Raw genomic sequence first — 19,265 nt, 5'->3', positions numbered from 1 at the left:
GAGACGGTGGTGCCGCTCAAACGGCCAGGCCGCCGGGCTGGTCGCCCTTGACCACTGGTGCCCGGACCAGGTTGCCCCACTCGGTCCACGAGCCGTCGTAGTTGCGCACCTGCGGGTAGCCGAGCAGGTGCCGCAGCACGAACCAGGTGTGGCTGGACCGCTCGCCGATCCGGCAGTACGCGATCACGTCGTCGTCGGGGCTCAGCCCGAGCTGGTCGGCGTAGATCGCCTTCAGCTCGTCGGCGGACTTGAACGTGCCGTCCTCGTTGGCGGCGGACTTCCACGGTTTGCTGACCGCGCCCGGGATGTGCCCGCCGCGCAGCGCACCCTCCTGCGGGTAGTTCGGCATGTGCAGCGTCTCGCCGGTGTACTCACTTGGCGACCGGACGTCGACAAGTGGCCGGCCCGAGGCGACGTGCGCCATGACCTGCTCACGGAAGGCCCGCAGCGGCGCGTCGTCCCGGAGCGGCACCGGATAGTCGGCGCGCGGACGAGCCGGCTTGTCGCGGGTCAGCTCGCGTCCCTCGGCGATCCACTTCTGCCGGCCGCCGTCGAGCAGCCGCACATCGGCGTGGCCGAAGAGCGAGAAGACCCAGAGGGCGTACGCGGCCCACCAGTTGAAGTTGTCGCCGTAGAAGACGACGGTGTCGCCCCGGCCGATGCCCTTCGCGGCGCACAGCTCGGCGAAGCTCTTGGCGTCCAGGTAGTCCCGGGTGACCTGATCGTTCAGCTCCAGGTGCCAGTCGACCTTGACGGCGCCGGGAATGTGACCGGATTCGTAGAGCAGCACGTCCTCGTCGGACTCGACGACGACGAGACCCTCGTCGCCCAGATGCTCGGCCAGCCACTCGGTGGTGACCAGCCGCTGCGGGTCCGCGTACGACTGGAGGCGGGGATCGGGATCGTTCGGCACAGACATGATCCCCAAGGTACGCCGGATCGCCCTCGACGACCGCTGTAACGGGACCGGCCCACCACCCGCACGGGGTGGTGGGCCGGCCGGCCGGTCGGTGGGTTACTGATCGCCCGCCTGGCCCGGGCCGCCCACCACGTTGCTCGGCGGCTGGTTGCCGACGAAGAAGATGAAGGACGCCGAAGTCGACTGGGTGCCGTTCCGGTCGATGCTCCAGACGGAGAGCATGGTCAGCCCGGCCTTGGTCGGCGTCCAGGTCACCGACGCGGTGCCGTCGGCCGCCGCGGCCACGGTGCTGGTCGCCGTGTTGAAGCTGTAGCGGTAGCTGACCACGTCAGGCTGGCGTGGGGTGAAGGTGAAGACACCCGGCACGCCCGGCCCTCCACTGGTGCCACCCTGCCGATAGACCGTCGCGGTGATCTTCGGGGTGGTGGACAACGCGAAGGTGCTCGTCGTGGTGGCGGTCACACCGTCGGCGGTCACACTGGTCACGGAGAGCGTCCGGTTGCCGCCCCGGGTCGCGGTGACGGTCAGCGTGGCGGTGCCGTCGGCCGCCGCCTCCACCGTCTGCTCGGGGTCGCCGTCCAGCTGGAACCGGTAGCGGACCACCCCTGCCATCTGCGGCTGCACAGTGAACGTGGTCGGCACGCCGATCTCGGTGAGTCTGCCGGTGATGATCGGCGCGACGTCGCTGGCCCGGAACTCGTACCGCGCCTCGGGCGACCTGTTCCCGGCCGCGTCCAGGCTCCACACCATGAGGGTTTTGGGTCCCGGATTCGGGCGGAGCGTGACCGTGGCCGATCCACCGGGTTGGTCTGCCAACACCGTGTGGACGCCGTCGCCGCCGAGCAGCTCGTACCGGAAGCCGACCGCGTCCGGGGTCGCCGCCGCGTCGAAGGTGAACTGACCCGGCAGGGCCGGGTGCCAGCCCTCGACCGGGAAGTCGGTGGAGGTGACGACCGGCGCGACCTCCGGACCCTGGAAGTCGGTTCGGAGATAGCAGAGGCCACTCCACTCGCCGGTCGCCTGGCTGTCCGCCGACCGGACCTGCCACGCGTACACCCGGTCGTGGGTGAGCGTTTCCCGTTCGAAGAGGGCGCTCTCCCGATCGCCCTCCCGGCCGTTGAACCCGAGCCGCTCGACGCGAGCCGCCGGCTCGTCCACCGGCCAGAGCGCGAAGGTCGCGGTCAACCGGTCGGTGCCACCGTTCACGTCGACGTCCGGGTCGTGCAGGATGGCGGAGAGCGTCAGGTCGTCGTTCTGCCACAACTGGTACGGCTCGGCCGTCGTGCACGGCTCGCCGGAGGTTTGCAGCTCGGTCGGCACACCCGGCGGCTGGTTGTCGCCGGCGGAGAGCGCGTACCGGACGTCGTTCGCTGCGGCCGGCGCGGCCGTGAGCGTGAGCGTCCCGGCGGCGACCGCCACGGAGAGCCCCGTGGCCAGCAGTGCCCGGACCTGTCTTGCGGATGCCGTCGTGCCAGGTATGAGGGTCATCCCTCATCCACCTTTCCCCGATGTCCCCGCCTTCCGATCAGCGGGGGCAGCGGATGCTATCGAGGACGGCGGACATCGGGCGACCCCGATTCGATCGACATGATCCACAGTGGAGGCGAATCGACCTGTTCAGGCGCGGCGGTGGACGATCCGACCGGCGACCACGGTCACCAGACAGGTGCCGTCGACGTCGTGCACCGCGAGGTCGGCCCGCCCGTCCGGACGCAGCGTCGGTGCCACGGCGGTGGGCAGCACCAGCAGGTCGCTCCGCTCGGCGGCGGCGCGCAGCGCCGGGTCGGCCAGGTGTTCGGCAAGCACCGCCGTCACCCCGGTACGCAGCAGCGCGTGCACCCGTTCGCGCGGGGTCGGCGCGGGCGGCAGCGGCCGGTCGTGCAGCAGACCCGGCCCCAGCGTGCCGGGCCAGCGGCGAACCCGGGCACCGGCGTACGCGGACCTCAGCTCGGCCAGCGGACCGACGGCCTCGACCCGGTCGCCACTGACCAGCACGGCGTGCTCCGGTACCGGCTCGCCGTCCCGGTCGCGGCGCAGCAGTGCGGCGGTGTGCAGGGTGAGCACGCTCAGTCGACGAGCGGGCCGAGTAGCGGGCGCTTCGCCGTCACCGTGTCGCCGGACGACCGACCGGTCAGCCGCCGCTTCACCCAGGGGGCGAGGTGCTGACCGGCCCACCGCAGGTCGGCGGCGCGGGCGGCCAGCCACGGCGAGGGCGCCGGGTGCGGCGGGACCATCAGCCACTCCTCGTCGCAACCAACCCCGAGGGCGTTCAACACCTGCCCGGCGACCCGACGGTGGCCGGCCGGGGAGAGGTGCAACCGGTCGGTGCTCCAGAGCATCGGGTTGAGGAACGTGTCGTCGGCGTACAGGTCGACCATGATGGCGCCGTGCCGCTCGGCGGTCTCGCCGACCGCCTGGTTGAGCAGCTGCACCCGGGGGGCGACGAGGCGTTGGCCGGGCAGTCGGGCCATCACGTCCGCGAACCGGAAGAGGAGCACGTCCGCGCCGCCCGAGCGCAGTTGCCGGACCACCTCGTCGAAGCGGGCGACGAGCGTGTCCGGGTCGAAGGTGCGACGCAGCACGTCGTTGCCACCGGCCGCGAAGCTGATCAGATCCGGCTTCATCGCCACGGCGGAGGGCACCTGCTCGGCGACCACGCTGGGGAAGAGCCGGCCCCGGATGGCCAGGTTGGCGTACCGGAAGTCGGGCCCCGCGTCGGCGGCGAGCCGGGTCGCCACCAGGTCCGCCCACCCCCGGAAGGTCCCGTCCGGGTACGCGTCGTCCATACCCTCGGTGAAGCTGTCCCCGACCGCGACAAAACTGCGCCAGCGCACCCGCGCCTCCCTCACGCCACCCGTTGCCTGCGGCGACCAGTCTGTCACCGCAGGAACGCCTGGCACCGCCCCGATTCCACGACGTGTCGGAGGTCATGGCGCACACGACGGAGGGACCGGCCACCCCCGTGAGTGGCCGGTCCCTCGTACCCGGTGGCAGTGCACCGGTGGCTCAGCCCAGCAGTGCGCCCCACCGCTGGCCGTCGGGCCCCGACGCGGCGGCCAGCACCCGGCCGCTGCGGGCGTACCTGACCAGCCGGTACGCCGGCGCGTCGTCGCCCGCCGCACCCGTGCTGACCTGGACCACGAGGCCGCCGTCGGCCAGGACGACCCCGTCGGTGGCTTCGCCGTGCCCGGTCGGCTGCTTCCACGCCGGGTCCAACGGCGTCAGCTCGGTGACGGCTCCGCTGGCGGCGTCGAGCCGGTAGTTGCGGAACCGCCAGCCGCAGCTGCATCCCCCGGGGCTGGTCGTGTGTGCGCTGATCACCAGCGTCCGGCCGTTGCCGGAGATCGCAGCCACTTCACCGATGACGAGGCCGGCCGGGATGCGCGGGCTGATCGAGCGGGTGTCGCCACGTTCGTTGCGGATGCGCACCGTCCGATCGGTGAACTGGGCGATCCATCCGCCGGACACCGTCGGGCACTTCGCCTGGCGGTTGGCGAGCACCTTCCGCCCGGTCCCGTCGGCGTTGACCGCGATGAGGGTTATGTCCTTCTCCCGGCCCAGGCCGTACAGCACCCGACCCGAGTCGAGCCAGCTCGGCGCGCAGGCCTGCTGACCCTGGGTCGCGATGGCGTGCCGCTTCGTGCCGTCGAACCCGCTGATCACCAGCCGACCGGCGGACTCTTCGAGCCAGGCCGCTCGCCGGCCGTCCGGCGAGATGGCGGGCGGGCTGATGATGGCCTTGCCGTCGTAGGGGCGGCCCTCGCGCACCAACTGCCAGCTCCCACCGGGGGTACGCCGCCAGATCCGGGCCGGGTCGTTCTGCTTCTGGCCGTTCTCCTCGGCGGTGTACCAGGTCAGCTGCGGCCACTGCGTCGAGCCGACGGCCGGGCGGGCCGACGCGACGGCCGGCGCCGCCGAAGCCGTATCCGGCACGGAGCCACCCGTGCCGGCGGCCGAGGTGTCGCCGGTCGTGGGAGCGGGGGTGGCGGTGGCGGTGGCGGTGCCGGTTTCGGTTTCGGCCGGAGCGGGCGCGGCCTTCGGGTCGGCGGTGCCGCAGGCCGCGGCACCTAACGCCAGGAGCAGCAGGGCGGCCGTACCGGCGAGCGCGCCGGAGCGGCGGGACGAGGCGGGACGGGTGGTGTGGGTGAACGGGCCGAGGCTCATCGTTTCCATCCTTTGTGGAGGTTTACCGTGCCTGACACCACCCAAGACGAGCCCCTGGCCGTGGCGAGTTGCCGCCGCAGGGCGCTACTACCGGACAGTCGGATCCGCTCGCACCGGCAACCTTTTCCGCAGTTCACCGACGGTGATCAACACCGGCCCGCCGACGGTGCGCGGACGCGGAAAGAGCGGGCCACCCGAGGGTGGCCCGCCCTTCTCGCGCTGATCGTCAGTCGACGACGGCCAGGATCTGCATGTCCTTCAAGCTCGCCGGCTCGGCGGTTTCGGAGACCTTCTTCCCGTCCTCGTCGACGAGCAGCACCGCGTACCCGCTGCCGGCCTTGACCCGCACGACCATCGACCCGTCCGACTGGAAGTAGACCTGTTCCAAGGTGCGCCCACCCAACGGCAACGAGACCTGCTTGCCCGTACGGGTGTCCAGCACCGCGTTGACCCGCAGTTCACGAGCGATGTCGCCGGACTCCTCGCCGGGCTTCCTCCGCAGCAGAGCGATCTGAGAGCCGTCCGAGGACAGGCTGGCAATGTCGTGGGTGAGCCAACTGTTCATGGAGAAGCCGGGAACAACCCGCTTCTTCGTGCCGTCAGTGGCATAGAGGGTGACCCCGATGTCGACGGCCACGGCGATGGTTCGACCGTCCGCCGACCAGAGGGCGTGGCAGCCGCGGACTTGACCGGGCCACCAGGTGACGGTCCGCTTGTCGCTGCGGGTGTCCAGCACTCCGCGCCGAACGGGCTCACCTGTCGCCGTGGCGGCCTCCACGAACAGCAGGTGCCGCCCATCCGGCGACCAGACCGGGGAACAGCTGCTCGCCACGTCCGAGCGCATCTCCTGCCTATCGGAGCCGTCGGCGTCGGCGACTACGAGGGTGCTTTCGTTGCTGTCGTCACTCTCCACCCAGGCCACTCGGCGCCCGTCCGGCGAGATGCTCGCGTTGCTCGCTGCCGGGCCTGCGGGCAGAGCCAGCAGTCGCACCGGACTGTCGCCAGGTCGCCAGGACCGCAGGTTCGCCGTCTCCGCCTCGACAACCGTGGCGGGGCCGTAGAAGAGCTTGCCGAACTGCACGGACGGGGTGTTCGTGCCCGTCCCGCCGCTGGGCGGGATGCCGGCCGGGTCGCCGGCGCTGGTGGAGGGCGTCGGGGTGGGCGACGAACTCGGCGTCGGCGATGCGGTGACCGACGGGGTGTCGGCGGGCAGCGGGTTCGGGGACCGGTCCGGTCGAATGGCGAAGGCGGTGCCGGTCGCCACGGCGATCAGCACCAGCGCGGCGGCCGACGTGGCCACCGCCCGTTGGATACCGAGCCGGCGGGACGTACGCAGCGTGCGGTCCCGCAGGTCGACCGAGGTGACCTCGTCGGCCAGGGCGGTCAGGTCGAGCCGGAGGCGCTGGTCGTTCATCGGGTGCTCCCTTCCAGGACGTACAGCTCGGCGAGTTCGGGTGCGACGGCGCGCAGCCTGGCCAGTGACTTGGCCGTCTGGCTCTTCACGGTGCCGACCGTGACGCCGAGCAGGTCCGCCGCCTCCGCCTCGGTGCGGTCCTCGAAGAACCGCAGCACCAGCACGGCACGTTGCTTCGGGGAGAGCTTCGCCAGCGCCGCCCGTAGGGTGAGCCGCAGACTGGTCTGGTGGGCGTGGTCCGGGGCCGAGTCGCCTCCGCGTGGCTCGGGCAGGTCGCCCGGCATCGACTCGGGTACCCGGCGCCGTCGCCACCAGGACACCTGTAGGTGGTACATGATCTTGCGGGTGTACGCCTCGGCGTTGCCGCTGTGGTGCAGGCCGTTCCAGGAGCGGTGGGTCCGGGCCAGGGCCGACTGGACGAGATCCTCGGCCAGGTGCTGGTCGCCGGTGAGCAGGTAGGCCGAGCGCAGCAGCGCTGGCGTGCGGGTACGGACGAACGAGTCGAACTCACTCAGCAGAGGGTCCACACGGGCCGATCCTTGGGGTCAGGGTGCAGTGGGCTTGGTGTCATTGCAGACGTCGGCAACGGTGCCGATGGTTGCCGGCGGTGGTTGCCGCGCGGATCGAAATGGATCGCTCATCCTGTCGCACCGGTCGTAGGCTGCTCGGATGCTGCTACGCATGTCGACCCTGTTGCTGCGGACCCTGCGCGAGGATCCGGCCGACGCGGAGGTGCCGAGCCACCGGCTGCTGCTGCGCGCCGGCTACATCCGTCGTGCCGCACCGGGCGGCTACACCTGGCTGCCGCTGGGCAAGCTGGTGCTGGATCGGATCACCGAGGTGGTCCGGGGCGAGCTGCTCGCGATCGGTGACCAGGAGGTGCACTTCCCGGCGCTGCTGCCCGCCGAGCCGTACCGGACGAGCGGCCGGTGGACGGAGTACGGCGACGACATCTTCACCCTCGCCGACCGGCGCGGCGCCGAGCACCTGTTGGCGCCCACCCACGAGGAGATGGCGGCGCTGCTGGTCAAGGATTTGTTCACCTCGTACCGGGACTTCCCGGTGACGCTCTTCCAGGTGCAGACGAAGTTCCGCGATGAGGCGCGCCCGCGTGCCGGGTTGCTGCGCGGCCGGGAGTTCCTGATGAAGGACGCGTACTCCTTCGACCTGGACGAGGCGGGGCTGCGGGACGCGTACGGACGGCATCGCGCCGCGTACCGGCGGATCTTCGACCGGTTGGGGTTGGACTACACGGTGGTGCAGGCGATGTCCGGCGCGATGGGCGGTTCCGCGTCGGAGGAGTTCCTGGCTGCGACACCGGTCGGCGAGGACACCTTCGTGGGCTGCACCTCCTGCGCGTACGCGGCCAACACCGAGGCGGTGGCCACCCGTGCGCCGAGCGCCGGTGACCCGAACACGCAGCCGGCCGTCGAGGTACACGACACTCCGGAGACCCCGACTATCGCGAGCCTGGTGGAGTTGGCCAACGCCCGCCGGTTGGGCGGTCGGGACGGCTGGACCGCCGCCGACACCCTGAAGAACGTCGTCTTGTCCGTTCGTGAGCCGGGCGCAGACCGGGCCGAGCCCCTGGTCGTCGGTCTGCCCGGTGACCGGGAGGTCGACCTGAAGCGGGTCGCTGCCGCACTGCACCCCGCGCAGGTGACCGTCTTCGAGGAGTGGGCCGATCATCCGGAGTTGGTTCGCGGCTACCTCGGGCCGCAAGTGCTCGACAAGCTGGGCATCCGTTACCTGGTCGATCCTCGGGTGGTGGCCGGGTCGGCCTGGCTGACCGGGGCGAACGAGCCGGGCCGACACGCGACCGACGTGGTGTGCGGCCGGGACTTCACTCCCGACGGCACGATCGAGGCGGCCGACGTCCGCGCCGGCGACCCGTGTCCGGACTGCGAGGCGGGCGAGCTGACCATTCGGCGGGGCATCGAGATCGGCCACATCTTCCAGCTCGGCCGCCGATTCACCGACGCCTTCGCGGTCGACGTGCTCGGGCCGGCCGGCAAGCCGGTCCGTCCGACCATGGGCTGCTACGGCATCGGGGTCTCCCGGGCGGTGGCGGCGGTCGCCGAGCAGCACCACGACGACCGGGGTCTGGTCTGGCCGGCGGCGGTCGCGCCGTGTGACGTACACCTGGTGGTTGCGGGCAAGGGCCCGCAGCTCGACGCGGCGCTGGAGCTCGGCGGGCGCCTCGCCGCCGCCGGCCTGCGGGTGCTTGTCGACGACCGCACGCACGTCTCCGCCGGGGTCAAGTTCACCGACGCCGAGCTGATCGGCATCCCCCGGGCCGTCGTGGTCGGCCGCCGACTCTCCGACGGGTACGTCGAGCTGCGCGAGCGGGCCGGTGACGGGCGCACCGAGCTGCCGTTGGACGGGCTGGTGGATCGACTCGTCCGCGAGGTGGCCCAGGAACGTGCGAGCCTGGTGTAGCTGCGGTGTCACGGGGTAGTGCAGTCGGATCGGGTGGATACGTCTTCGGAGGCTCTCATGACCGGTTACCGGGTCAGTGACGTGATGACCAAGCAGGTCGTTTACCTGCCGGCCGAGACCACCCTGGACGAGGCGGCCAGGGTGATGAAGGAGGCCGACATCGGGGATGTGGTGGTCACCGACGGCGCCAGCCTCGCCGGCATGCTCACCGACCGCGACATCGTGGTGCGGGCCGTGGCGGAGAACAGCTCCCCTGCGGCCACCACCATCGGCTCGATCGTGACCCGCGAGGTCGTCATGATCGAACAGCACTGCACGGCGGGTGAGGCGGCGGCGCTCATGCGGGATCGGGGCATCCGACGCGTGCTGGTCTGTGACAGTGATCGCAAGCTGGTGGGGATCGTCTCCCTCGGTGACCTGGCCATGCAGCTCGACCCCACCAGCGCGCTCAGCGAGATCAGCGAGCAGTCGCCCACGGTGTGACCGAGGCTCTCCCACGACGGCGGTAGCCTCGACGCATGGCTGACATGCCGGCCCGACTGGCCGAGATCGTCGACGAGTTCGCCGCCGCGCCGCGCGACCTGGTGTTGGAGATGCTCCTGGAGTACGCGGACGTCATCCCGGCACTGCCGGAGGGTGCCGCGGAGCGCGAGGGCATGGAGCAGGTGCCCGAGTGTCAGACGGCGTTCTTCCTGCGCGCCCGGGTGACCCCGGAGGGCACCGTGGAGACGCTCTTCGACTGCCCACCGGAGGCGCCCACCACCCGGGCGTTCGCCGGGATCCTCGCCGAAGGGCTGTCGGGGGCGAGCGCCGAGCAGGTGCTGGCCGTGCCGGACGACCTCTACCAAAGGATGGGGCTGGCGCAGGCGATCAGCCCACTGCGGATCCGCGGAGGCACGGCGATCCTGGGCCGGCTCAAGCGGCAGATCCGGGAACAACTCGCCTGACCGCGAGGTTGCCACCGATCATGGAGATCGAGATCTACGCGGACGTCATCTGCCCGTGGTGCTACATCGGCAAGCGCCGCCTGGATGAGGCCCTCGCCAGCTACGAGGGCGACGTGACGGTCCGCTACCGACCGTTCCAGCTCGACCCGTCGCCGGTGCCGCAGCCCGTTCCACTGGTGGAGGCGCTGGCCGGCAAGTTCGGCGGCCCGGAGCGCGCCCGGCAGATGGTCGACCACGTGACCCAGGTCGCGGCGGCGGACGGGCTGCGGCTCGACTACGACCGCGCGGTGATCGCCAACACGTTCGAGGCGCACCGGCTGGTCTCTTGGGCGACCGACCAGGGCAGGGCGGCCGACATGGTGGAGGCGCTCTACCAGGCGCACTTCAACCACGGGGTCGACGTGGGGTCGCGGGAGGCGCTGGCCACCCTGGCCGGCGAGATCGGCCTGGACGCGGCCGACGCGCGCCGGTTCCTCGACTCCGACGAGCGCGTCGCCGACGTCGCCGCCGACCTGGCCGCCGCCGGGGATCTGGGCATCACCAGCGTGCCGACCTTCGTGCTGGCCGGGAAGTACGCGGTCTCCGGCGCGCAGGAGGTGCAGACGTTGCTCGCCGCGCTGGCCGAGGTCGAGCAGCGCGAGTCCGCCGCCCACTCACACTGAGTAACCAACTACCGGTAGTCGGCATCGATGATCACGATGTTTCACGTGCAACAACATCGATGCCGATGGCTGGTCAGGCCGGCCTGGCCAGCCCTTCCACCACCTGCGCTCCCGGCAGCGCGCCCAACGCCGGCCCCGGCAGCGCGATCTTGCTGTGCCGTACGCCGGACCCGACGATCACGTGCGGTGTGGCGATGACCCGCGAGTCCACCAGGATCGGCCACTGCGCCGGCAGCCCGATCGGGGTGATGCCGCCGTACTCCATGCCGGTCAACTCGACCGCGTCCGCCATCGGAGCGAAGCTCGCCTTGCGGACGTCCAGCGCCCGGCGAGCCACCCCGTTCACGTCGGCCCGCGTCGTGGCCAGGACGATGCAGGCCGCGTAGCGGACCACGCCCTCACGCTTGCCCGCCACCACGACGCAGTTGGCCGACACGTCAAGCCCCACCTCGTACGCGGCGCAGAACGCCGCCGTGTCGGCGAGGTCGGCGTCGATCGGCGCGACCAGCACGTCGTTGACGTCCACCGGCGCCTCGGCCGGCCACTGCGCGATGGCCTCCGCGACCGGCGGGGCGAGCAGATCCAGGCGGGCGCGGGCCGGTTCGGTCTTCAGCGTTCCCATCACGGGTGCGATCCTCGCATCCGCGGCGCTGAACCGCCCGGCGGCTCCCCGGCCGCCCGGCGACGCCACCGGCCCGGGCCGGATCGATCCGGCGCTCAACTGCCGGCGAGGAAAGCGTTGTCGCGCATGAAGGAGCGGTCGCGGGCAGCCGCCAACTCCTCCTCGCGCTGGGCCTTGGCCCGTTGCAGCTCCAGATCCTCGAACGCGTGCCGGACACCCAGCCGGATCACGCCGTAGAGGAAGACGAAGCCGAAGACGTAGAGGATCACCGTGGTGACGACAGCGAACATGGCGTCACGGTAAGACGAACGTGAACCGTTGTTGCTCTCATTTCCGCCCCGTTCCCCCGTACGTGTCGGCCAGGTGGTCGGCCAACGGGACGCGGCCGAATCCACGGATCACCCGGCCGGTCGCACGCCCCCACCCACCACGACCCGGCCCGCCAGCAGCGCTCCGAGCAGCGCCAACCCCGCGGTCACCACAAGCGTCGTCGTGTAGCTGGCCGGGCCTGGCGCACTTCCCGCCGCCAACACGGCCCCGGTCAGCGCGAGCACGGTCGCCGCGAAGAGAGAGTCGCTCAGCTGCAGTGACGAGCTGTTGCGGCCCTGCTCACCCGGCGCGGACAACTCCAGGGTGAGCACCGACAACGACGGATAGAGCAGCCCCATGCCCAGACCCGCGACCGCCCAGCCGAGCACGGCGACGGCCACCGGCAACTCGGGCCGGACGGCCAGCGCGACCGTCGCGGTGCCGACGGTGATGCAGATCAGCCCGGCGCGCGGCAGGCTGGCCCGCGACACCGGCACCGGGATCCGGCCCTGCAACCAGGAACCCGCCGACCAGGCCAGCGCGCCGACGGTGAGGACCAGCCCGGCCGCGGTCGGCGAGAGACCCCGTTCCCGGGAGAGCATCAACGGGATGACCACCTCGGCACCGACGAACGCCGCCGACGCCAGGCCACGCAGTCCCACGACGGTGGGCAACCCGCGCGCGGCCCGGAGAAACCCGGCCGGCAGCAGGCGCGGGCCACAGACCAACAGGCCGACCACGGCGAGCGCCACCAGCCCCAGGGCGGTGGCGCCGCGCTGCTGTCCCCCGATGTGCAGCAGCGCGGCACTCACCGCGGCCCCGCAGGCCCAACCGATCCGCGCGGCCGCACCCGCCGGCGGGCTCGTTGCCGCACTCCGGGCCAGCGACCGCAGGCCGGGATGGATCAGCAGCACCGCCGGCACGGCCACCGCCGGCACCGCCAGGAACACCCACCGCCAGTGCAGGTGCTGCACGATCAGGCCGGCGACCGCCGGCCCGACCAGCGACGGTACGACCCACGCCGCCGCGAACGCCGCGAAGATCCGCCGGTGCAGTTCCTGCGGGTACGCGTGCCCGACGATCACGTAGAGCGCCACCGAGAGCAGCCCGGAACCGAAACCCTGCACGACCCGCCCGACGACCAGGGCGCTCATCACGGGGGCGGTCCCGGCGATCAGCAACCCGACCACGAACCACCCGACGCCGTGCCACATCGGCCCCCGCGGACCCCGCGCGTCGCACCAGATGCCGGAGACCACCATGGCGAGCACGCCGGTGGCGAACGGGCCACCGAATGCGATTCCGTACAGCGCCAACCCGTCCAGGCTGCGCGCGACGGTCGGCATCGCCGTACCGACCGCCAACGCCTCGAACGCGAGGAGTGAGATCAACGCGACGCTGCCCACCGTCATCGCGCGCAGCCGGGGTGCGAAGAGTCCGGGTGCGGCGGGTAGGGCGGTGACGGCTGTGCTCGGCATCGACCGAGCATGCGACCTCAACCCTGATTCAGGTCAACCGTCAGGTGAGCCGGCTCTCATCAGGCGTCCTGCAGCGCCTCCCCGACACCGCGCACCAGCCCGGAAAAATGCTGGTCTGCCAGCAGGTGACCAGCGGTGATCACCACGGCGATCGGCCACTCGATGACCTGTAGCGCGGCGAGCACCCCGAGCCCGGCGTAGTAGGCGACCTTGTCCGGGGGCGGCACCGCCACCTCACCCAGCATCGGCAGTTGAACCCGCCGGCTGTACATCTTGACGTTCTCCCGTGAACCGTTGAGATGTCGCGTCAGCGTGCTCATGCCGGCCTCCCCATGTCCGGTGATGGTCGTCGGTTTCCACGGCCCACCCCGTCCATGCGCCAGCGACGGCGGAAAATTCCGCCGGTCAGGGGGCATAACGGATGGCAGGTCGGGAAGCCAGGCCGCCGGACGTGAGTGCGGTGGGAGGACGACATGGCCAAGGTCAGGACCAGCGGCAACAGGGGCCCGTCCAGCCGTACGCCTCGATGACGGCGGCGGGTCGCGCTGCCGGCCGCATTCTGCCGACCTTCGGCGTACCGCACCTGGTCGGCGAGGCGTCCCGGTCGGTCAGTTCGGCCGCGACCCGGCTGGCCCGGACGGCCGGGCTGACGCGGCGTCGGGTCTGGTCCCGGCCGGGCCGCCACCACATCGAGGTGCACGGTGTCTGCCAGGACGGCGGGAACCGGCTGGCCCGTCAGGTGGAGGGCGCGCTGGAGCGGATGCCCGGGGTTGCCTGGGCCCGGGTCAACGCACCCTCCGGCCGGGTGGTGGTCGCCGTCCAGACCCCCGAGCCGACGATGCGCGACCTGATCGCCACGATCGACCGGGTCGAGCGGACCTGTGACCACGAACCCGACCCGGAGATCCCACCGCCGCACCCACCCGAGGAAGGGCCGCGCACCCCGCGAACCCTCGGCGCGCTCGCCTCGGACGCGCTGGGTCTGACCATCTCGGCGGCCACCCGGATCCTCCCGTTCGCGCCGCTGCCCGGCGAGGTGGCCGGTCTGCTCTCCGCAGTGGATCTTCAGCCGAAGCTGCACGAGTTCATCGGCAGACGGCTGGGCTCCGACCCGCGCGCGGACGTCCTCTTTCCACTGGCCGAGGCCGTGGTGCAGGGCCTGACCGGCCGCTGGACGGGGATCGTCCTGGACGGTGCGCAGCGGGTGGTGCAGTGGGGCGAGGCGCGGGCCCAACTCTCCGCCTGGGAGCGGGCCGAGCCGCGACTGACCGGCGACGCCGAACGCGCCACCGCCCGCTGGCCGGTGATCGACCGCCCCCGGCCGAAGCCGGACGGCCCGGTCGAGCGGTACGTCAACCGCATGCTCGCCGCGGGCGCGGCCGCCGGCGCGGCGGCGGCGCCGTTCGCCGGCCCGAAGCGGGCCATCGCGCTGGGCCTGTCCGCGCTACCCAAGGCGCCCGGCAGTGGCCGCGAGGGGTACGCGGCTCAGCTCGGCCGGATGCTGGCCCGGCGCGGAGTGATCGCCATGGACCGGAGTGTGCTGCGGGAACTGGACCGGATCGACACGCTCGTGCTCGACGCCGCGGTGCTGGGCTCGGACCGGGGCGTACTGGCCGATCTGGCCCCGGCGTCCGACGCGGACGTCGACCAGGTGGCCGAGCGAGCCTTCGCGTTGTTCGACCCGGACGACCCTGCCGCTTCCCGTGCGGCGGACGGCTGGCGGCTCGCGCCGCTGGACCGGATGCCCGCGAGCGACCCGGACGACATCCCGGACGCGGCCCGGCTGCGCTCCGCCGGCGGCCAACTCCTCGGCCTCGCCCACGGCGACCGGCTCGCCGCCCTGTTGCGGGTCGAACCGGAACCGGCGCCGGGCGTCGACGGCCTGCCCTCCGCCGCCCGACACGCCGGCCTACGGCTGGTCGTCGCCGGCGGTGACGAGCAGCGGTACGGCTTCGCCGACGCGATGCTGCCCGGCGGGGACCAGTTGGCCGAGTCGGTACGCACGTTGCAGCGCGACGGCGCGGTGGTGATGCTGGTTTCCGCGGACCGGAAGGCGCTCGGCGCGTCCGACTGCGGTCTCGGGTTCGCCGCGCCGGAGGAGCTGCCGCCGTGGGGCGCGCACCTGCTGGTCGGCGCCGACCTGCGGGTGGTGGCGCTGGTGATCGAGGCGACCGGGGTGGCCCGGCGCACGGCTCAGCAGAACATCCGGCTGTCCATGGCCGGCACCGGTCTCGGGGCATTGGGCGCGTTCACGGCCCCGCCGCCCCAACTGCCGCACCGGGCGCTCGTGGCGGTCAACGGCGCGGCCGGGCTGGCCTTCGCCAACGGGGTCTGGCAGGCCCGCCGGTTGCACGACCAGTCGGACACGCCGGCGCCGGTGGCAACCGCCTGGCACCTCATGCCCGTCGGCACCGTGCTCGACCACCTACGCTCCACCCCGGACGGGCTGGCCAGCGCCGAAGCGCAGCGCCGACGCCACGGCTCCGGTGACAACGGCGGCGCCGCACCAGGTGGTGGGCTGCTGCGCGCCTTCGTGGACGAGTTGTCCAACCCGCTCACTCCGGTGCTGGTCGCCGGGGCGGTGCTCTCCGCGTCGTTCGGCTCGCTCGTCGACGCCGCGCTGGTGGGCAGCGTGGTCGGTGGGTCCGCCCTGATCGGGGCGGTGCACGAGCGCAACACGGAGCGGTCGCTGGCGGCGCTGCTGTCGCGGTCGGCGGTGACCGCACGGGTCCGTCGGGACGGCGCCGAGCAGGTTCTCGCCGCCGAAGACCTGGTCCTGGGGGACGTCATCACCCTCGAACCGGGCGACTCGGTGCCCGCCGACTGCCGGGTGCTCGAGTCGGTGGGCCTGGAGGCCGACGAGTCGTCGCTGACCGGCGAGTCGCTGCCGGTCGCCAAGTCCAACCGACCGGTGGTCGCCGCGGCCATCGCCGACCGACACTCGATGCTCTACGACGGCACCACCGTCGCCGCCGGGCACGGCACCGCCGTGGTGGTGGCGACCGGCAACGACACCGAAGCCGGGCGCAGCCTGGCGTTGGTACGGCAGGCACCCCCGACCAGTGGGGTGGAGGCTCGGCTCGGCTCGTTGACCAGCGCGGCCATCCCGGTGGCGGCCGGTTCCGCGGTGGCGGTGGCCGGCGCGGGTCTGCTTCGGGGCGTACCCCTGGCCGAGACGGCGGCGACCGCCGCGAACCTCGCCGTGGCGTCGGTGCCGGAGGGGCTGCCGTTCCTGGTCAGTGCGGCGCAGCTGGCCGCCGCCCGGCGGCTGGCCGAGCACGGCGCGTTGGTCCGTAACCCGCGCACCATCGAGGCGCTGGGCCGGGTGGACGTGCTCTGCTTCGACAAGACCGGCACCCTCACCGAGGGCAAGCTGCTGCTCGCCGGGGTCGGCGACGGCGTCGGCGACCGGTACGCCCCGCTGGACCGGTTGGACGACCGGCTCCGGATGACGTTGGCCGCAGCACTGCGGGCCACCCCTGCCGCGAAAGATCCGGAGGAGTTGGCGTTGCAGACCGACCGGGCGGTCCGGCGGGATGCCGGTGAGGCCGGGGTGGTGGAGCAGACCGGTGCGGCCGGGTGGCGGGCTGCCGGAGGGCTGCCGTTCGAGCCGTCCCGCGGCTACCACGCGAGCGTCGGGCAGACCGATGGTCAGCTGTTGTTGAGCGTCAAGGGCGCTCCGGAGACGGTGCTGCCGCGCTGTTCGTCCCGGCGCACCGACGGTCGTCAGGAGCCGCTGGACGACGCCGGCCGTGCGGAGCTGGAGCGGATGCTCGCCGACCGGGCCGGGGCCGGAAACCGGATCCTGGCCGTCGCGGAGTGCCCGGTGAACGACCCGAAGGTGACCGACGGGGACGTTCGAGGGCTGACCTTCGTGGGTTTCCTGGCCCTCGCCGACGGTGTCCGGGAGAGCGCCGCCCCGGCGGTACGCCGGATCCGGCAGGCCGGTGTGCACACCATCATGATCACCGGTGATCACCCGGCCACCGCCGAGGCGATCGCCGCCACCATCAGCGAGCACGACGAGCAGCGGGTGGTCACCGCCGGCGAACTCGACCAACTGGACGACGACGCGCTAGCCGAGCGGTTGGCCAACACCGATGTGGTGGCCCGCTGCACCCCGGCCCACAAGGTGCGGATCATCCAGGCGTTGCAGAAGTGCGGCCGGACCGTGGCGATGACCGGCGACGGTGCCAACGACGCGCCGGCGATCCGGCTGGCCGACGTCGGCATCGCCCTCGGCCAACGGGGCACGCCGGCCGCCCGCGCGGCAGCCGACCTGGTGGTCACCGACGACCGGCTGGAAACCATCATCGCGACCCTGATCGAAGGACGGGCGATGTGGTCGTCGGTGCGGCACGCGCTCAGCATCCTGGTCGGCGGCAACCTCGGCGAGATCGCGTTCAGTGTGCTCACCGCCGCGGCGACCGGCCGCTCCGCGCTCACCGGACGACAACTGCTGCTGGTCAACCTGCTCACCGACCTGGCACCGGCGCTCGCCATCGCGGTCCGGCCACCCGCGTCGGACCGCACCGACGCGCTGCTCCGGGAGGGCCCCGACACAGCGCTCGGTGAGAGCCTCACCAGGGAGATCGGGCTGCGGGCGGCAGCCACCACGCTGGGCGCGACCGCGGGCTGGACGTTGGCCCGCTACACCGGACGCCGTCAGCGGGCCGGCACCGTCGCCCTGGTGTCCCTGGTCGGCACCCAACTCGGGCAGACCATCCTGGCCGGCGGCACCAGCCCGGCCGTGCTGGCCTCCACAGCGGCGTCCCTGGGCGTGCTGGTCGTGGTGGTGCAGACGCCGGGGGTGAGCCAGTTCTTCGGCTGCACCCCGCTCGGGCCGGTGGGCTGGACCATCGGGGCCGGGTCGGCGCTCGGCGCGACCTTCGCCAACGGCGCGCTCACCAAGCTGGTGGAACGTCTCCCGGCAGCCCGCCCCAACCGGACCGGATCCGGTGCCGAGCCTGCGGCGGACGGCGGTTCCGCCGACTGACCGGCGGCACGCGGTGCCGGGTGAAAAGCCGATTTCTCGGTGCTGGTGGTCACGACCCACCAGCACCGAGGCGGCTTCATGCGGCGGCGATCACGTCCGTGGCCCGTAGGTCAGGCGGCGCAGGACGACCTCGGCGGGGCCGGGCCGCTTGCGCTTGTCGAGCTGACGCGCGATCAGGACGGTGGCGAGCCAGACGGCCACCGCGATGATCAGACCGGTCACCGTGGGGCTGCCGAACCGGTCGCCGAGGGCGAGCGTGAAGGGCGCGAGGAGGACGAGCCAGGCCACGGACTGGAACAAATATCCCGACAGGGAACGCTGGCCCAGGGCTGCGAGAGCGCCGACGACCGGGCCGGATCGGCTGACGCGCATGGCGATCAGGCCGAAGACGGCCACGTAACCCGGTCCGGCGAACATGCCGCTGGCCCCGTGGAGCAGCAGCATCAGACTGGCCGCCGACTCGTCGACGTGCAGCCATCCGGCGCTGACCAGGGCGGCCGGGAGGCCTCCGGCGACTGCGCTGCCGAGGCCGAGGACGGCGGTCCAGGTGAGCAGGGTCCGGTGTCGGGCCGGCTCTTCGAGGACACGGCGGCGAGCGGCCCACATGCCCAGCCAGGCGATCATGATGAAGGGCAGGACGGTCAGCGTGTGCACCGGCCATTCGCCGAGGCGGTCCAGCATGGACGCGACGTAGTCGGGCGCGGCGAGAGAGTCGACGTGGCCCGACGGCAGTGGCGCCGACCCGCCCGGCCCGCCGAGGATCCCGCTCACCACCATGGCGCCGATGACCAGCAGTTCGACCGCCGCGAGCGCCCAGAGCACCAGCACGACGCGGTGGAACCTGTCGCCGCGGCGCAGCAGCAACAGGGTCATCGCGATCCCGACGATCCCGTACGCGCCGAGGAAGTCGCCGTAGTACAGCAACGCGGCGTGCGCGAACCCGAACACGACGAGCCAGAGGTTACGACGCAACAGCACGGAGCGGACCTGCTTCGCCGTGGCACCGGAGGCGTCCTGACGGCGGGCGAGTTGGACGAGGCCGTAGCCGAACATCACCGCGAAGACGGGATAGCCGCGGGCGTGGACGAGTTCGAAGAGCAGGAAGTTGAGGCCTCGGTCGATGCCTTCCGGCGTGGCGTCGAGGCCGGGCTCGCCGGCGAAGACGACTCCGGCGACGTTGGCCAGCGCGATGATCAGCAGCATCGCTCCTCGGGCCAGGTCCGGCGCGAGGGCACGCTCGGCGCGTAGCACCGGCCCTCTCGATGTCCGCGGTGCGGTGTCAACGCTCATGGTCGTCTCCCCGTGACTCGGCATT

The 19,265-nt window shown here is 72.2% G+C and carries 17 protein-coding genes; 5 read left to right on the top strand and 12 right to left on the bottom strand.

Features of this window, described 5'->3' with window-relative positions:
* Nucleotides 1-16: 16 nt before the first annotated feature.
* The 7 genes from ACFYL6_RS26740 to ACFYL6_RS26710 form a co-directional block, all read right to left on the bottom strand.
* A complete protein-coding gene (locus ACFYL6_RS26740; protein WP_387175294.1) occupies nt 17-919 on the bottom strand; it encodes a sulfurtransferase in 903 nt (300 codons plus the stop codon).
* A 96-nt stretch (nt 920-1,015) separates the two neighbouring features.
* Nucleotides 1,016-2,407 (bottom strand): hypothetical protein, encoded by a 1,392-nt coding sequence (locus tag ACFYL6_RS26735; RefSeq protein WP_387175292.1) that lies wholly within the window; start codon nt 2,405-2,407, stop codon nt 1,016-1,018.
* A 129-nt stretch (nt 2,408-2,536) separates the two neighbouring features.
* On the bottom strand, nt 2,537-2,983 hold the full coding sequence (locus tag ACFYL6_RS26730) for a hypothetical protein (protein WP_387175290.1): 447 nt from the start codon (nt 2,981-2,983) through the stop codon (nt 2,537-2,539).
* 2 nt (nt 2,984-2,985) lie between these two features.
* Complete coding sequence (locus tag ACFYL6_RS26725; protein WP_387175288.1) at nt 2,986-3,753, bottom strand: SGNH/GDSL hydrolase family protein; 768 nt, start codon at nt 3,751-3,753, stop codon at nt 2,986-2,988.
* 172 nt (nt 3,754-3,925) lie between these two features.
* Complete coding sequence (locus tag ACFYL6_RS26720) at nt 3,926-5,083, bottom strand: hypothetical protein (protein WP_387175286.1); 1,158 nt, start codon at nt 5,081-5,083, stop codon at nt 3,926-3,928.
* A gap of 226 nt (nt 5,084-5,309) precedes the next feature.
* Nucleotides 5,310-6,497 carry a hypothetical protein gene (locus tag ACFYL6_RS26715; protein WP_387175284.1) on the bottom strand — a complete coding sequence of 396 codons (1,188 nt, stop codon included), beginning with the start codon at nt 6,495-6,497 and terminating at the stop codon, nt 5,310-5,312.
* Nucleotides 6,494-7,024: a SigE family RNA polymerase sigma factor gene (locus ACFYL6_RS26710; protein WP_387175282.1), complete on the bottom strand. Its 531-nt coding sequence runs from the start codon at nt 7,022-7,024 to the stop codon at nt 6,494-6,496. Before ACFYL6_RS26710 ends, ACFYL6_RS26715 begins: the two co-directional genes overlap by 4 nt.
* A gap of 142 nt (nt 7,025-7,166) precedes the next feature.
* Between ACFYL6_RS26710 and ACFYL6_RS26705 the strand changes: the two genes are divergently transcribed.
* The 4 genes from ACFYL6_RS26705 to ACFYL6_RS26690 are packed head-to-tail and all read left to right on the top strand — an operon-like array spanning nt 7,167 to nt 10,545.
* Nucleotides 7,167-8,936, top strand: a complete 1,770-nt coding sequence (locus ACFYL6_RS26705; RefSeq protein WP_387175280.1) for a proline--tRNA ligase — start codon at nt 7,167-7,169, stop codon at nt 8,934-8,936.
* Between the two features lie 57 nt (nt 8,937-8,993).
* Nucleotides 8,994-9,419: a CBS domain-containing protein gene (locus ACFYL6_RS26700; protein ID WP_030487636.1), complete on the top strand. Its 426-nt coding sequence runs from the start codon at nt 8,994-8,996 to the stop codon at nt 9,417-9,419.
* Nucleotides 9,420-9,454: 35 nt separating this feature from the next.
* Nucleotides 9,455-9,883: a SufE family protein gene (locus ACFYL6_RS26695; protein WP_387175278.1), complete on the top strand. Its 429-nt coding sequence runs from the start codon at nt 9,455-9,457 to the stop codon at nt 9,881-9,883.
* Nucleotides 9,884-9,903: 20 nt separating this feature from the next.
* Nucleotides 9,904-10,545, top strand: coding sequence for a DsbA family protein (locus ACFYL6_RS26690; RefSeq protein WP_387175276.1), 642 nt, complete (start codon nt 9,904-9,906; stop codon nt 10,543-10,545).
* 73 nt (nt 10,546-10,618) lie between these two features.
* On the opposite strand, the gene ACFYL6_RS26685 is transcribed toward ACFYL6_RS26690, so the two are convergent.
* The 4 genes from ACFYL6_RS26685 to ACFYL6_RS26670 all read right to left on the bottom strand — a co-directional run bounded on the left by ACFYL6_RS26685 (nt 10,619) and on the right by ACFYL6_RS26670 (nt 13,274).
* Nucleotides 10,619-11,167, bottom strand: coding sequence for a YbaK/EbsC family protein (locus ACFYL6_RS26685; RefSeq protein WP_387175371.1), 549 nt, complete (start codon nt 11,165-11,167; stop codon nt 10,619-10,621).
* Nucleotides 11,168-11,262: 95 nt separating this feature from the next.
* The gene (locus tag ACFYL6_RS26680; RefSeq protein WP_030331904.1) at nt 11,263-11,457 is read right to left on the bottom strand and encodes a hypothetical protein; all 195 of its coding nucleotides are present in this window, start codon (nt 11,455-11,457) and stop codon (nt 11,263-11,265) included.
* Between the two features lie 108 nt (nt 11,458-11,565).
* Complete coding sequence (locus tag ACFYL6_RS26675; protein ID WP_387175274.1) at nt 11,566-12,954, bottom strand: MFS transporter; 1,389 nt, start codon at nt 12,952-12,954, stop codon at nt 11,566-11,568.
* Between the two features lie 59 nt (nt 12,955-13,013).
* Nucleotides 13,014-13,274 (bottom strand): hypothetical protein, encoded by a 261-nt coding sequence (locus tag ACFYL6_RS26670; protein ID WP_238661476.1) that lies wholly within the window; start codon nt 13,272-13,274, stop codon nt 13,014-13,016.
* 206 nt (nt 13,275-13,480) lie between these two features.
* Between ACFYL6_RS26670 and ACFYL6_RS26665 the strand changes: the two genes are divergently transcribed.
* Nucleotides 13,481-17,950 carry an HAD-IC family P-type ATPase gene (locus ACFYL6_RS26665; protein WP_387175369.1) on the top strand — a complete coding sequence of 1,490 codons (4,470 nt, stop codon included), beginning with the start codon at nt 13,481-13,483 and terminating at the stop codon, nt 17,948-17,950.
* 90 nt (nt 17,951-18,040) lie between these two features.
* On the opposite strand, the gene ACFYL6_RS26660 is transcribed toward ACFYL6_RS26665, so the two are convergent.
* Nucleotides 18,041-19,240: a DUF418 domain-containing protein gene (locus ACFYL6_RS26660; protein WP_387175272.1), complete on the bottom strand. Its 1,200-nt coding sequence runs from the start codon at nt 19,238-19,240 to the stop codon at nt 18,041-18,043.
* Between the last annotated feature and the right edge of the window lie 25 nt (nt 19,241-19,265).

The organism is Micromonospora sp. NPDC007208 (genome assembly GCF_042869175.1).
In the GTDB taxonomy this organism is placed as follows: Bacteria; Actinomycetota; Actinomycetes; order Mycobacteriales; family Micromonosporaceae; genus Micromonospora; species Micromonospora foliorum.
The sequence above is the reverse complement of the archived record's forward strand: the minus strand, read 5'-3'. Positions and strand labels throughout refer to the sequence as shown.